The sequence below is a fragment of the Halomonas sp. HK25 genome (genome assembly GCF_047795635.1).
In the GTDB taxonomy this organism is placed as follows: domain Bacteria; phylum Pseudomonadota; class Gammaproteobacteria; order Pseudomonadales; family Halomonadaceae; genus Halomonas.
The window spans coordinates 2465598-2478790 of record NZ_CP181044.1 but is presented as its reverse complement, the minus strand read 5'-3'; the positions used below and the strand labels follow the sequence as shown (position 1 = coordinate 2478790).

At 65.9% G+C, this 13193-nt stretch carries 14 protein-coding genes and 1 pseudogene; 12 read left to right on the top strand and 3 right to left on the bottom strand.

The window, feature by feature from the left end:
- Positions 1-57 precede the first annotated feature (57 nt).
- From ACM26W_RS11885 to ACM26W_RS11855, 7 genes are all read left to right on the top strand, one after another.
- On the top strand, positions 58-378 hold the full coding sequence (locus ACM26W_RS11885) for a type II toxin-antitoxin system MqsR family toxin (RefSeq protein WP_416137203.1): 321 nt from the start codon (positions 58-60) through the stop codon (positions 376-378).
- A gap of 14 nt (positions 379-392) precedes the next feature.
- Positions 393-965: a type II toxin-antitoxin system MqsA family antitoxin gene (locus ACM26W_RS11880; protein ID WP_416137202.1), complete on the top strand. Its 573-nt coding sequence runs from the start codon at positions 393-395 to the stop codon at positions 963-965.
- On the top strand, positions 958-1425 hold the full coding sequence (locus ACM26W_RS11875; protein WP_416137201.1) for a hypothetical protein: 468 nt from the start codon (positions 958-960) through the stop codon (positions 1423-1425). Before ACM26W_RS11880 ends, ACM26W_RS11875 begins: the two co-directional genes overlap by 8 nt.
- 105 nt (positions 1426-1530) lie before the next feature.
- Positions 1531-3258: a heparinase II/III domain-containing protein gene (locus tag ACM26W_RS11870; RefSeq protein WP_416137200.1), complete on the top strand. Its 1728-nt coding sequence runs from the start codon at positions 1531-1533 to the stop codon at positions 3256-3258.
- Positions 3259-3303: 45 nt separating this feature from the next.
- Positions 3304-4575: a glycosyltransferase family 4 protein gene (locus ACM26W_RS11865; RefSeq protein ID WP_416137199.1), complete on the top strand. Its 1272-nt coding sequence runs from the start codon at positions 3304-3306 to the stop codon at positions 4573-4575.
- A 190-nt stretch (positions 4576-4765) separates the two neighbouring features.
- Entirely contained in the window at positions 4766-7165 is a 2400-nt protein-coding gene (locus ACM26W_RS11860; protein WP_416137198.1) for a hypothetical protein, read from the top strand.
- 128 nt (positions 7166-7293) lie between these two features.
- Positions 7294-8598: an O-antigen ligase family protein gene (locus ACM26W_RS11855; RefSeq protein ID WP_416137197.1), complete on the top strand. Its 1305-nt coding sequence runs from the start codon at positions 7294-7296 to the stop codon at positions 8596-8598.
- Positions 8599-8694: 96 nt separating this feature from the next.
- On the opposite strand, the gene ACM26W_RS11850 is transcribed toward ACM26W_RS11855, so the two are convergent.
- The 3 genes from ACM26W_RS11850 to ACM26W_RS11840 are packed head-to-tail and all read right to left on the bottom strand — an operon-like array spanning position 8695 to position 10015.
- Positions 8695-9009, bottom strand: a complete 315-nt coding sequence (locus ACM26W_RS11850; RefSeq protein ID WP_299315917.1) for an addiction module antidote protein — start codon at positions 9007-9009, stop codon at positions 8695-8697.
- A 3-nt stretch (positions 9010-9012) separates the two neighbouring features.
- Entirely contained in the window at positions 9013-9309 is a 297-nt protein-coding gene (locus ACM26W_RS11845; RefSeq protein WP_416137196.1) for a type II toxin-antitoxin system RelE/ParE family toxin, read from the bottom strand.
- Between the two features lie 58 nt (positions 9310-9367).
- Positions 9368-10015, bottom strand: a complete 648-nt coding sequence (locus ACM26W_RS11840) for a transposase (protein ID WP_416137195.1) — start codon at positions 10013-10015, stop codon at positions 9368-9370.
- A 211-nt stretch (positions 10016-10226) separates the two neighbouring features.
- On the opposite strand from ACM26W_RS11840, the gene ACM26W_RS11835 reads away from it, so the two are divergent.
- From ACM26W_RS11835 to ACM26W_RS11815, 5 genes and pseudogenes are all read left to right on the top strand, one after another.
- A complete protein-coding gene (locus ACM26W_RS11835) occupies positions 10227-10991 on the top strand; it encodes an ElyC/SanA/YdcF family protein (RefSeq protein WP_416137194.1) in 765 nt (254 codons plus the stop codon).
- Between the two features lie 260 nt (positions 10992-11251).
- Positions 11252-12187: a hypothetical protein gene (locus ACM26W_RS11830; RefSeq protein WP_416137193.1), complete on the top strand. Its 936-nt coding sequence runs from the start codon at positions 11252-11254 to the stop codon at positions 12185-12187.
- Positions 12188-12300: 113 nt separating this feature from the next.
- Positions 12301-12420 (top strand): annotated as a pseudogene (locus tag ACM26W_RS11825) (UDP-N-acetylglucosamine 2-epimerase); the annotation flags it as partial.
- Between the two features lies 1 nt (position 12421).
- A complete protein-coding gene (locus ACM26W_RS11820; protein WP_416137192.1) occupies positions 12422-12700 on the top strand; it encodes a hypothetical protein in 279 nt (92 codons plus the stop codon).
- On the top strand, positions 12690-13109 hold the full coding sequence (locus ACM26W_RS11815) for a DUF2384 domain-containing protein (RefSeq protein WP_416137191.1): 420 nt from the start codon (positions 12690-12692) through the stop codon (positions 13107-13109). The genes ACM26W_RS11820 and ACM26W_RS11815 overlap by 11 nt, the downstream gene beginning before the upstream one ends.
- Positions 13110-13193: the final 84 nt, after the last annotated feature.

The window sequence follows — 13193 nt, the reverse complement described above, 5'->3', positions numbered from 1 at the left end:
CGCCTGATAGCAGGTTACACTCTAGGGACTAACCATGGTGGTTAGAAGAGGTGGGCGGTGCCGATCTATGACCTGAACGATGTCCATGCGGCGGCGAGGCAGCTACGAATTGAATATCGGGGACGCAAGGTCATGCGCGATGTGGCGAACCTCGGGTATGAACTTGAGGACGTTGCTGATTGTCTGGCGACGCTAGGCGAAGCGGATTTCAGCAAGAGCCATGTTCGGCAAGCCGAACCCGGCGACGATGAGTATATTTGTCGCTATCCGCGGCCGGATGGTCAGGATGGAGAGACAGATCGGCTATACGTGAAATTTTGCTTGATCGATAGCTGCTTGGTCGTGGATCTCGGGTCTTTCCATCTGGCGCAGTATTGAGAAGAGGTGACATCATGGGACATTGCAAACTGTGCGGTTCCCACGAGATTCAGCAATATACCGAAGTAGAGCCGGTGAAGTATAAAGAAGCCGTGCTACAGGTTCCGATGGAGTATTCGGTGTGTGCCAATTGTGGGAGGGAGTTTGTTGCGACGGAGCAGATTCGGCGTAATGATGCTGCAGCCCGCGATGCGAAGCGTGCTCACGATGGCCTGTTGACCGGTAACGACATTGTTCGGCTGCGCAGTGAGCTCGACCTCAACCAGGAAATGGCGGCACTGCTATTTGGCGGAGGCAGAAATGCTTTTTCCAAATACGAAAGAGGGGAAGTGACCCAAAGCGCCGCGATGGACAGATTGCTGCGCTTGTGCTCTCGCCACCCGGAGCTGGTCGATGATTTGAAAGTCATGACTCGTGGCTCTTTTATTTTTCGAAAGCGTGTTATCAGCCACCAGATATCCGGTGAACCAAGGGGTGCCGAGTCTTGGGAGACTCACTCTCCAGATGCCGATGATGGCATGGAAAGCAGCGGCCCATCACACTATCGCGTCAAGACCTTGGCCGTAGAAGAGCTGCGGTATGGATAAGAAACTGATAGCCGAGGCAACAGAAAAAGTAGAGATTGTTGATATCTATCTCTATGGCTCTGCCGTGAGCCGTCATGATGAAATTCATCAGAATAATGTTCCCGAAGGAATGATTCAGCAGGATAAGCTGGCCGTTTCTGTCGATCTGCTGGAGCCTGTTAAGTCCGTCGAGAGCGACGCCGATAGCCTGCTTAGGGCGCGTATCGATTATGGGGTAAGGTTTGTACTTCTGCCTGAGGCAGGCGATGAAGATTCGGTACATGTGCTGGCTGAGATCACGGCTTGCTTTGCTGCGACCTACCGCTACCGAGATGGCCTTTCCGAAGCGGCAATCAGTGAATTCATGCGATACAACGCCGTACATAATACCTGGCCGTTCTGGCGTGAGCACGCATTGCGGATGTCGGCCGAAGCACGCCTGCCGCGCCCCACCATTCCCCTGATGAAACCGGTGGGCTGACGCCCCTTCTTCTATCGATGACCCAAGAATCGACAATCGTGTGATGGAGAACCGCCGAAGCCAAGTCTTCGGCGTTGTTCTTTGGTCTTGAAAACGGAACTTTCCATGTTGTTGCGTTACTCGCGCCTGTTTCATACCGTCCGCTACCTCAAGCCTGGACAGATCGGCTGGCGGCTCTATTACCGCTTGCTGCGCGGCCGGGTGCGGCGGCAGGCTATGGCCCCACTGGGGCCGGTGGAACGGCGCCAGTGGGTCGGCGCCTGGTCGGCGCCGGCCTGGATGTCGGCGGGATTGATACGCGAGGAGACATCAGGGGAGGGAGAGCCAGGGGAGTGGGAGTTCGAGTTTCTCGGCGAGCGGGGTGGTCTCGCCAGCGCGGACGACTGGAACCATCCCGGCAAGAGCAAGCTGTGGCTCTATAACCTTCACTACCTGGATGACCTGTGCGCGCAAGGGGCGCAGACGCGCCCAGCCGAGCACCGCGAGCTGGTGGCGCGCTGGATCAACGAGAACCCGCCGCTGGCCGGCAATGGCTGGGAGCCCTATACGCTGTCGCTGCGCCTGGTGAACCTGGTCAAGTGGCTAAGCGGGGAACCCTGGCAGGGCGGCGAGCCGATCCCGCAGGCCTGGTTGGATAGCCTGGCGCGCCAGGCCCAGGCGCTCTCGGCCCAGCGCGAGTATCACATTCTGGCCAATCACCTCTTCGCCAACGGCAAGGCGCTGACCTTCGCGGGTGTCTTCCTGCAGGGTGAAGACGCCGAGCGCTGGTTGCGGCAGGGCCTTGCCATCCTCGATGCCGAGGTGCCGGAGCAGTTCCTGGATGACGGCGGCCACTTCGAACGCTCGCCGATGTATCACGCCACCCTGATCTGGGACCTGGCCGACCTGATCCACCTGGCCGAGTGCTCCGGCCTTGCCGAGCTGCGCCAACGCGCCGAAGGCTGGCGCGAGACGCTGGCCCGAGGGCTGGCATGGCTAGAAATGATGAGCCACCCGGATGGCGACGTCGGCTTCTTCAACGATGCGACCTTCGGTATCGCACCGGCATTGGCGGACGTGAAGGGCTATGCCGACTGCCTGGGCGTTCAACTGCCGGCGGACAGTGGCCGACTAGTGGCGAGGCAGGCGGGGGACTATCGCGTGCGGCACGCGGTATCGAGTGGCTATGTCGGCGTGGAGTGGGGGCAGGGGAGCCGGGCGTTGCTCGATCTTGCCCCGGTGGGGCCGGACTACCAGCCCGGCCATGCCCATGCCGACTCCCTGAGCTTCGAGCTCAGCCTGTTCGGCCAACGGGTGCTGGTCAATTCGGGTATCTCCCGGTACGGCGAGGACGCCGAGCGGCATCGGCAGCGCTCCACCGCCGCCCACAACACCGTGGTGGTGGACGGCGAGAACTCTTCCGAAGTGTGGGCCGGCTTCCGGGTCGCGCGCCGGGCGCGGCCGGGGCCGGTCGGCATCGATGCCGAGGGGGCGGGGTTGAGGGTGAGCGGCAGCCACGACGGCTATCGGCGCCTGCCCGGCAAGGTGATTCACCATCGCGAGTGGTGCTTCCAGGACGAGGGGCTGGTCGTTGAGGACCGGCTCGAGGGGCGTTTCTCCCGGGCCGAGGCGCGCTTCCACTGTCATCCGGCGGTGTCACTGGCCTTGCAGGATGGCCGCCGCGGCGAGCTGACCCTGCCCGATGGCCGCCGCCTGCTCCTGGCCATCGAGGGCGGCGAGGCGCGTGTCGAGTCCGCCAGCTGGCATCCCCGCTTCGGCGAGTCTCAACCCAGCCAGTGCCTGGTGGTGGCGTTCACGGCCGCTGCCTGTTCCACCGCTTTTCGTTGGGCCTGAGCCCGGCTCCCGCCCCGTTCTCCTTTTCGCTTGAAGACGAGTCCCATGCGCATCCTGTTTCTCTCGGATAACTTCCCCCCCGAAACCAATGCTCCCGCCAACCGGCTCTATGACCATGCCGTGCGCTGGGTGCGAGCCGGCCACGAGGTCACGGTCGTGACCTGTGCGCCCAACTTCCCGGAGGGCAAGGTCTTTCCCGGCTACCGCAACCGCTGGCATGCGGTGGAGGAGTGGGACGGCATCCGGGTGGTGCGGGTGAAGAGCTATATCACCTCCAACGAGGGCTTCCTGAAACGCACCCTGGACTATGTCTCCTTCATGATCAGCGGCTTCATCGGGGGGCTTTTCCAGAAGCGCCCGGATGTGATCGTGGCCAGTTCACCCCAGTTCTTCGCCGCCGTGGGGGGCTGGGCCCTGGCGGCGGTGCGGCGCAAGCCGTTCATCTTCGAGCTGCGCGATCTCTGGCCGGCCTCGATCGTCGCCGTGGGGGCCATGGAGGAGAGCCGTACCATCCGGCTGCTCGAGAAACTGGAGCTGTTTCTCTATCGCCGTGCCCGGCGAGTGGTGGCGGTGACCCACGCCTTCAAGCAGGACCTGATCTCCCGCGGCATCGATGGCAACAAGATCGAGGTGGTGCTGAACGGCGTCGACCTGGCGCGCTATGCCCCCATGACGGCAGATGCCTCGCTTCAGCGCGAACACGGTCTGGAGGGCAAGTTTGTGGTCGGCTACCTGGGCACTCACGGGATGGCCCATGCCCTCGACAAGGTGCTGGAGGCCGCCGAGCGGCTGCGCGATCACGACAGCATTGTCTTCCTGTTCGTCGGTGCCGGCGCGGCCAAGGCCGAACTGGAAAGCCGCGCCCGGGCGCAGGGGCTGACCAATGTGCGCTTCGTGGCGCGCCAGCCGAAAGAGGCCATGCCGGGCTACTGGTCGCTGTGCGACCTGGCGCTGATCCCGCTGCGGGATACGCCGGTGTTCGAGAGCGTGATTCCCTCCAAGATGTTCGAGTGCATGGCCATGGGCATTCCGGTGCTGATGTCGCTGCCGGACGGCGAGGCCACCGGCATCCTGCGTGACGCGGGTGCCGGGGTCTGCGTTCCCCCCGAAGACCCTCAGGCCATGGCCAGGGCGATCGAAGCGCTGAAGGATGACCCGGCGCAGTGCGCCGCGCTGCGGGAAAGCGGGCTCAAGGCTGCCCAGGCCTACTCGCGGGATCGCCAGGCGGAGAAGATGTTGGCGGCCTTGGAGAGGGCCGCGGGCGTGAAGGTCACCGCCACGACAGGCCACTCACCGGCAGCCAGCGATCGCCAATGATGTCCTGGATTCCAGGCTGGCCGCCTCCTGATGCCTGAACCATCGGGCCCTCCGATTCTCAATTCTTAGCCTCTGGTTCCCGGCCCTCGGCTGGTTACTTCATCACTGACGTTATCCCACCCTCCCGGGCTGTTCGTCGGGCGCATCGGCGCCGGGCATACCCGTGCGCTTATGGAATGAGGTTTCTCACATGGCTGTGACTCCACTTCTCCCGCTGTTGGCGCTGGGTCTTTCCGCGCTCTCCATTCTGCTGCTGCGCCGCCCGGCGGTGGCCTGGGGGCTGGCCGACATGCCCGGTGGGCGCAAGCAGCATCAGGGTACCATTCCACTGACCGGGGGGCTGGGGGTGTTCATCGGCTTTCTGCTGGTGCAGCCGTTGCTTTCGGTGCCCCTGGGCGAACTGATGCCGCTCTACGTCGGGCTGGTGGCGCTGGTGGCCTGCGGGGTGATCGATGACGCCCGCGACATGCGCAGCACCGTGAAGCTTGGCGTGCAGCTGGCGGTGGCGGCGCTGATGGTGGTCTGGGGGCAGCAGGTACTCGGCTACCTGGGGCGCTTCCCGCTGGTGGGCGAGTTGCACCTGGGCTGGCTGGCCGTCCCCTTCACCGTGGTGGCCGTGGCGGGGCTGATCAACGCCATCAACATGATGGACGGGGTCGACGGCCTGGCCGGCGGCAGTGCGCTGAGCGTGCTGGGTTGGCTGGGCTTCGTGGCGGCGCTGCAGAACCAGCTGACGCTGCTGGCGGTGATCGTGACCCTGGCCGCCTCACTGGTGGGTTTTCTGCTGTTCAATATGCGCCACCCCCTGCGGCAGAAGGCCAGCGTGTTCATGGGCGATGCCGGCAGCATGGCATTGGGCTTCGCCATCGCCTGGTTCGTGGTGGCGCTCTCCCAGAGCCCCAACGCGGTGGTCAGCCCCATCGCCTACGGCTGGGTGCTGGCCCTGCCGGTGATGGACACCCTGAGCCTGATGGTGCGCCGCATCCGCAAGGGGCGCAGCCCCTTCGCCGCGGACCGCGACCACCTGCACCATATCTTCCTGCGGGCCGGCTTCACCCCGGGGCAGACCACTCTGTTGCTGATGCTGCTGGTGGCGGCACTGGGGGCGGTGGGGGTGATGTTCTCGCTGGCTGGCGTGCCGGATGTGCTGCTGCTGGTGGGCCTGGTGGGACTGTTGATACTGCATGATCTGTTTGTGCGGCGCGCCTGGCGTACCAGCAAGGCGCTGCGCCGTTTGCACCTGGCCACCCTGGGTGCGGCCAGGGCCCATCAGCAGGAGCGCCTGTTGGTTCGCCTGCGCCATCGCCCGCTGGTGGGCGGCCTGCGCCGGCGCGTGGCGGTGCTGGGGGCTTACGTGTTGTGTTTCAGCCTGCCGTTGAACATGCCGCTGATGCTGGTCGGCGCGGCGATGTTGCTGGCGGCGGCGCTGGCCTCGGCACCGGTGCTGTGGCGCGATTTGTCGCGCCTGCCACTGCTCTGGATCAGCCTGGCGCTGAGTGGTTTTGTGCTGCTGCGGCTCGTGTCCGGTGGGGGCTTCGAGCAGGGCGACCTCAGCGTGTTGGCCCTGAGCGGGCTGATCAGTTTGCCGCTGGCGTGGTGGCTGGCACAACTGCGGGTGCACTGGACCTGGCTGCTGTTGACCCTGCTGAGCGGCGGGGCCGTGGCCTTCGTGATGCAGGCCGACTGGGTGCGCCTGGAGCAGGGGGCGCTGACCAGCCCCTGGGCCTGGGGCGAGCCGGGGCGGGTGGGCTTCATGGCCAGCGCCGGGCTGATGCTGCTGCTGGCGCTGCTGTTCTCGGGCCTGCAGCGGCTGGGTACCGGTTGGCGGCCCGCCTATCAGGTGGCGGTGTCGCTGGTGTGCGCGGTGCCCGGGGTGGTCATCCTGATGGGCACGGGCTTCACCAGCGCCTGGCTGGCCACCCTGGCCGGGGTGCTGTGTTTTGCGGCGATGAGCCCGGTGCTGGGGCGCCACCAGGGCTATCGTATCGGCCGCCTAGGCCTGCTGGTGGTGCTGGGCCTGGCGCTGCTGGGCGCCGGCAGCCTGCACCTGATGCTGGGCGGTGGCTCGGCCCTGGCGCTGGTGGTCGTCGAACCGCTGCAGGCGCTGGGCATGGCGCTGCGCGGCGAGATGGCCGAGGCCCAGGCGCTGCACCCCGGCATGGTCGAGCGCCTGACCCTGTGGCACCACGCCTGGCAGGCCTGGCAGGACAACTGGCTGCTCGGCAGCGGCCAGCTCGCCCCGGCCGGGGTAGAGGCCAGGCTGGCGGGCTATCCCAACTACTATTCGATGGTGGCCGCCGTGGCCTCCGGCCTCGGCCTGGTGGGCCTGATCGGCTTCGCCGCCGTGGTGCTGATCCCCGTTCAGGCGGTGGTGTGGATGGCGCTCAAGCGCGTCTGGCACTCCTCCTGGGCGCTGGGCGTGCTCAGCTGCGGCGTCACCGTGCTGGTCATGGCGCTGCTCGCCATGCCGGCCCAGTACCCGGAATCGCTTGCCTTTATGGTGCTGATCACGGCCGCCGGACAGCTCGCGGTGATCCAGAAGTCTTGGCTCAAGGAGCGGGGGCGTCATGATGTTGCCATGGAGCATTGAGGGAAAGACCCCCAAAGCCCTGCCGTATGCTGGCGGCTAGCTCGGCGGAGCGGTATCTTCGGGCTTAGTAGAGCAGGGCCCCAACACGCCAGGCCACCCAGCTTGTCCCCTCTCCGTGTAGAGATCACATGTCGCTCGTTGACGTCAGCTACCCAGCGCCACCGGCGCCGGGATACACCCTCAGCCGGTGGCTTCACAACCTGGCACGCCTGTGCCTGCCGCTGGTGGCCGTGGCGCCGCTGCTGTTGCCCCGCGGCGGGTTGTGGACCCTCGGCGCCCTGGCGCTGCTGGGGCTGGCCGGGGCGGGGCGCGACCTGCTGGCCTCGCAGCGGCCCGACTGGCGCCTGCCCCTGCTGCTGGCGGTGGCGGCGCTGGCCTGGTGGGCCACGGGCTATTGGCACGGCGAGGGGCGGCGGGCGCTGCCCTTCGCCGTCGTGCTGCTGATGGCCGGCCTGGCGGCCGGGGCGCGCCCGCTGCTGGCCCCCTGGCAGGCGACCTGGTGGTGGGGCCTGGGGCTCACCGGGATCATCACCGGTGTCTGGGCGCTGTGGCAGCGTGGGCAGCTCGGGGTGTCACGCGCCGACGGGCTCGACCCGATGCATGCGATCCTCTATGGCAACCTGTCGCTGCTGGCCGGGGTCTGCTGCCTGGCCGGGCTGGCCTGGGCCTGGTCGCAGCCCCGGCGCCGGCCCTGGCTGGCCTGGCTGCTGGCCGGCGCCCTGGGCGGGCTTCTGGCCTCGCTGCTCTCCGGGAGTCGCGGCGGCTGGGTGGCCCTGCCGGTGGCCGTCTGGCTGCTCTATCGCCTGTGGTGGCGTCGCTGGCCGGTGCGCCGCCAGTGGGGACTGGGGCTGGTGGCCGTTGGCCTGCTCGCGCTTGTTGTGGCGCTGCCCCAGAGTGGCGTGCAGGGGCGGGTGGCGATCGCCGTGGCGGAAGTCCAGGCCTACCTGGCCGGCGACCCCCGCGGGTCGGTAGGCACCCGCCTGGAGATCTACCGCGGCAGTGCGGCGCTGATCGCCGAGCGCCCGCTGCTCGGCCATGGCCACCAGGGCTACCGTGACGGCATGCGCCAGCAGGTGGAGGAGGGCAAACTGATCGCCTCGGTGGCCCGCCACTGGCACGCCCACAACGACCCGTTGGACGCTTGGGTGCGGCGTGGCCTGCCGGGCCTGCTGGTCGTCCTGGGGCTCTACCTCGTGCCGCTCTGGGCGGTGATGCGCGCTCTACCCGGGGCTCATGGCGGTGCGCGCAGCCTGGCCCTGGCCGGCCTGCTGCTGCCGGTGATGTTCTTCGATTTCGGCCTCAGCTACACCTTCTTTGCCTACCCGCAGGTGCTGGCCGCCTACCTGGCCTGGGCGCTGGTGCTGGTGCCACCGCGTTCACCGGCTACGAGGAGCGAGGGCCCCCATCGGGGTCAGACCCTTAAGCGCCCTTAGGGGTCTGACCCCAATGAATACTTCGATGCCCGGCGTGCGTGCGGCCGGTGACGCGCTTCGCTGGCCGTGGCCAGGTCCTTAAGCCCCCTTGGAGGGTCAAGGGGCCGGAGGCTGGGACATCGGCTTGATGGTCAGCTGTAGACCCAGGGCGTTGGCGACCTTGTTGATGGTGGAGAAGGCGGGGTTGCCTTCGCCTGAAAGCGCCTTGTAGAGCCCCTCGCGGCTCATGCCAACTTCCTTGGCCAGCTGGCTCATGTTGCGTGCACGGGCAACGTCACCCAGGGCGGCAGCGAGGAGTGAGGGGTCGTTCTCTTCCATCACGGCCTCCAGGTAGGCGGCGATCTCCTCTTCGGTCTGGAGATACTCGGCGGTGTCGTAGTGGCTGAATGTCACCTGCTGTTGTGTTGCCATGGGTTACTCCTTCCACTGCTTTGCAATGGCTTTGGCTTGCTCGATGTCGCTGGGCTGGCTGCTCTTGTCGCCTCCGCAGAGTAGTACCACTACGATGGGCCCTTTGGTGAAGTAATAGACCCGATAGCCGGGGCCATGGGGTATGCGCAGTTCCGAGATGCCTTCACCGACAGGTTTGACGTCGCCGGGGTTACCGAGGCTGAGTCGTCTGAGCCGCACCGTGATCTTGGCGCGGGCCCGAGTGTCGCGCAGACCGCGCAGCCAGTGATCAAAGATATCGGTCTTGATAAGCTCGATCATATGTCAACCATAGTTGGCAGTCTGTTGGGTGTCAACTGTGGTTATCGGGCTCTCGCGCTTAGGGGGCTGCCCCGGCCAGCCGTTGCCGCCAGGTCTCGCTGCCATAGGGGTGGCCGCGGCGGGTCTGCTGGCGAATCTCCTCCAGCGTAGCGTCGGGTAGCGGCGCCTCGAAGAGCTGCCGGTAGTGGTGTCGGCGCCGTTCGGGATCCTTGGCGCTGGCCAGGTAGAGTGCATGGGGCGTGACCCGAGGGTCCTCGGCACCCAGGGCGTTGGCCGGGTAGCTCGACCAGGGGTAGTCCTCCGGCCGCTCGACCATCCCCGCCCGCACCGGGTTCAACTCGATATAGCGGTAGCAGGCGAAGAGGTAAGGCTCTTCCCCCACCAGGCAGGAGTAGTAGCGCCCCTCGAAGAGGCCGCCGGTGCGTTCGTGGCGCCGGTTGAAATACTGCGCGTAGCGCTGCCCGAGGCTCTTCATCATCAGGCTGATGCCGAGCGGGTCGTCGCGGGGCGTGGCCAGCAGGTGCACATGGTTGGTCATCAGCACATAGGCGTGTACGTCGACCCGATACTCCTGGCGCGACTCGTCGAGCAGGTCGAGATAGCGCCGGGCATCGCTTCGAAACCGGAAGCAGGCGCCGCGATTGTTGCCGCGCTGCACCAGATGAACCGGCGTCACCGGCAGGAGAATACGAGCGGGGCGGGGCATGGCCAATCCCCCTTTATGGCATGTTGTGGCCTGCCTCAGTGTAGCCCACCCCTCAACCTCCGGAAGCCTCCCAGCCTCCCGGGTCAGACCCTTAAGGGCGCTTAAGGGTCTGACCCCGCCAGCCGGTCAACGCCGGTAACGCCACCAATCGCCGATAAATCGGGCTCCCACGGGTGGGGGCCCGGGTTGCACCGCCTGAGGGAGAACTGTGATGTACGATCTGATCAAGGGCCTGGCCGCGCAGCTGCTGATGCCGTTGCCCATCAGCCTGGGGCTGATGGGGCTGGGCCTGGTGCTGCTGATGTGGCGCTACCGGCGCACCGGATGGTCGGTCGCCACACTGGGCCTGGCGGTTCTGGTGCTGAGTAGCTGGGGGCCGGTGGCCGAGCGGCTGCTGATGCCGCTGGAGACCCGGCACCCGTCCCTTCAGGCGCTGCCCGATGGCACCACTGCCGAGGCCGTGGTGGTGCTGGGCGGTGGCTGGCGGCCCGATGCGCCCTGGTCGAGCGTCGGCCGCCTGAACGATAGCTCCGCCATTCGCCTGATGGAGGGCATACGCCTGTGGCGCCTGGCGCCCGAGCTGCCGCTGATCGTGACCGGGGCCAGTCGTCGAGCCGACGTGGCGCCCATTGCCCAGGGCTATGCCCAGGCGGCCAGGGAGCTGGGCGTGCCCGAGGCGCAGCTGCGCGTGCTCGACTGGCCCACCGATACCGGGCAGGAGGCGCAGGCGGTTCGCGATGCGCTGGGGGAGGGCGCCAGGGTGGTGCTGGTGACCTCGGCCTCGCATATGCCCCGCTCGATGCGCCATTTCCAGCAGGTGGGACTGGACCCGGTTGCCGCGCCTACCCACTATCTGGTAAACGTTGGCCGGGAGCGCTCGCTGGGGTTCTGGGTGCCGTCTGCCGGCCATCTGCGCAAGAGTGAACGGGCGGTGTATGAGGCCCTGGGGCTGCTGATGGTGGGGCGGGAGGGGTAATACCGCCGCGTTACCCTTTTTCCCGCAGATGCGAAGCCCGGCCATGTGCCGGGCTTCGCCGTTTGTGGGCGGGGCGAGGGCCCCCGTCGCCAGCTAGCGTAGCTGGCTTTGAGGGTCAGACCCCCAAAGGCCTCAAAGCCCTGCCGGCACCCGGCGAACTGACATGGCTGGATATACAGACTGTTATTATCTACAGTTTTTTGCATGGGCCGCCGCAAGGCTTGAACAGGCAAGGCGATCAACCCTCAGAGGGAACCGCCATGGCACGTCCCGTCAGCCATGATCAGAACTTCAAGAACCTGATTCTTGACTACCCCCGTGAGGCATTGGCCTTCTTCGCCGCAGACGAGGCAGGGGATATCGATGCCAGCGTGAGCATCACCCCGCTGCGCCAGGAGCAGCTCAAGGTGCGGCTGGGCGAGCGCTTTCGCGAACTGGATGTGCCGCTGTTGGTGGAGTGGCCGGACGGGCGCCGCGAGGCACTGTTGTTTGTGCTCGAGGAGGAGACGAACCCGCAGCGCTTCTCGATCCATCGCCTGGCCCACTACTGCCTGGACCTGGCCGAGCTGCTGGCGACCGAGCGGGTGGTGCCGGTGGTAATCTTCCTGCATCAGAGCCCGGGAATACCCCGGCAGCTGGTACTGGGCAGTGAACGGCATCGCTACCTGGCCTTCGACTACCTGGCCTACGTGCTGGCGGCAACCCCGGCGGAGCGGTACCTTGACAGTGACAACCTTGTCGCCCGGCTGAACCTGCCGAACATGCAGCGGACGCCGGCGCAGAAGATCGACATCTACGCCAGCGCGATCCAGGGACTGCTGACGCTGGAACCGAACATCGAGAAGCAGATCAAATACTTGGATTTTATCGATATTTATACGGGATTGAGCGATACCGAACGGCAGTTATACGAATCCCGTTACCCGCAGGAGAGCACCGCCATGACCGGACTGGTAGAGCGTATGCGAACAGAAAGCATGCAGGAAGGTATGCAGAAGGGCATGCAGCAGGGCATGCAGCAGGGCCGCCACGAAGGTGTGGAAGGCACGCTACGCAAACAGATCGAACTGAAATTCGGTGATCTTCCCGCCTGGGCCGATGAGCGCCTGAAGCAGGCCAGTGACGAACAGCTGGATGCCTGGGTCGCCAGGATCCTCACCGCCGACAGCCTCGACGCCCTGTTCGCGGAGGGGTAACCAAGGAGTTCGTGGTCGGCTACCTGGACACCCACGGCAGGACCCGGCGGTGGAGGCGGTCTATGGCGACCTGCAGTACGTGGATGCCACCGATACTGATCATGCAGCCGGGGGCGGCTACGCTTGCCGCCTACTACCAGCAGGTCCCCGTGGCTCATGTGGAAGCGGGGCTGCGCACCGGCAACCTCTACTTCCCCTGGCCGGAAGAGGCCAACCGCAAGCTGCCCGGAGCGGGTGCTGCCCGGCCATGTGGTGCGCGAGCTGGTGCAGAATGACCGGGTGATCGGCGGCCTGACACCACGCTGCTCCGAGGCCGCCTGCGCGCTCTACGAGCTGTTCGTGCAAGGCGAGTGCCATTCGGGTCAGACCCCCAAAGCCGCTATGCCGCGCAGGTTGGGTCAGGGCCGTGGCAGGGTGGGGCCGGCTAGCTATAATGCAGTGATGCATTTATGCAGCAATGATGTTGCGTATTGCTTTGCCTGTACCCAGCGGAGTGCCTGCCATGAGTGCTGACGCCGTGATGGATCCGGATGAGTACCAAGCGCCCGAGACGTATGAGCGGTTCGTGGAGGATCTGAGGCGATCCGCCACGGCGGCGGGCAAGCCGATCATCGACCCCAAGCTGTTCGCCCGTGCGCTGAGCATGGACCTGCAGGCCCTGGCTGCCGATGCCCATGTGCATCGAGTCACGGTGTCGCGCGCCCAGGGCTCCGAGAAGCTTCAAGGTTTCCTGCGGGAAGCGCTGCAAGTGCTGCGTGCCGCCACGGACATCAGTGGCGACTTTCAGCAGGCGCTGTTCTGGTTCCGTAACGAGCCGATCAGCACGTTCGATTACCGTACCCCCGAGCAACTGGTCAGCGAGGGGCGAACCCAGGATCTGGTGCGGTATATCCAGGCGTTGCGGGCCGGGCCGGTGGGGTGAGGCTGAAGTCGTCGCTGGAAGGGGCGGCGGGCTTTGAGGGTCAGACCCCCAAAGGCCTCAAAGCCCTGCCGGCCCCCGGCGAAC

Bases quoted from the DNA above. Each gene is read 5' to 3' on its own strand.
- ACM26W_RS11880 (WP_416137202.1), top strand. From the start codon at position 393: ATGGGACATTGCAAACTGTGCGGTTCCCACGAGATTCAGCAATATACC.
- ACM26W_RS11875 (WP_416137201.1), top strand. From the start codon at position 958: ATGGATAAGAAACTGATAGCCGAGGCAACAGAAAAAGTAGAGATTGTT.
- ACM26W_RS11870 (WP_416137200.1), top strand. From the start codon at position 1,531: ATGTTGTTGCGTTACTCGCGCCTGTTTCATACCGTCCGCTACCTCAAG.
- ACM26W_RS11865 (WP_416137199.1), top strand. From the start codon at position 3,304: ATGCGCATCCTGTTTCTCTCGGATAACTTCCCCCCCGAAACCAATGCT.
- ACM26W_RS11860 (WP_416137198.1), top strand. From the start codon at position 4,766: ATGGCTGTGACTCCACTTCTCCCGCTGTTGGCGCTGGGTCTTTCCGCG.
- ACM26W_RS11855 (WP_416137197.1), top strand. From the start codon at position 7,294: ATGTCGCTCGTTGACGTCAGCTACCCAGCGCCACCGGCGCCGGGATAC.
- ACM26W_RS11850 (WP_299315917.1), bottom strand. From the start codon at position 9,009: ATGGCAACACAACAGCAGGTGACATTCAGCCACTACGACACCGCCGAG.
- ACM26W_RS11845 (WP_416137196.1), bottom strand. From the start codon at position 9,309: ATGATCGAGCTTATCAAGACCGATATCTTTGATCACTGGCTGCGCGGT.
- ACM26W_RS11840 (WP_416137195.1), bottom strand. From the start codon at position 10,015: ATGCCCCGCCCCGCTCGTATTCTCCTGCCGGTGACGCCGGTTCATCTG.
- ACM26W_RS11835 (WP_416137194.1), top strand. From the start codon at position 10,227: ATGTACGATCTGATCAAGGGCCTGGCCGCGCAGCTGCTGATGCCGTTG.
- ACM26W_RS11830 (WP_416137193.1), top strand. From the start codon at position 11,252: ATGGCACGTCCCGTCAGCCATGATCAGAACTTCAAGAACCTGATTCTT.
- ACM26W_RS11815 (WP_416137191.1), top strand. From the start codon at position 12,690: ATGAGTGCTGACGCCGTGATGGATCCGGATGAGTACCAAGCGCCCGAG.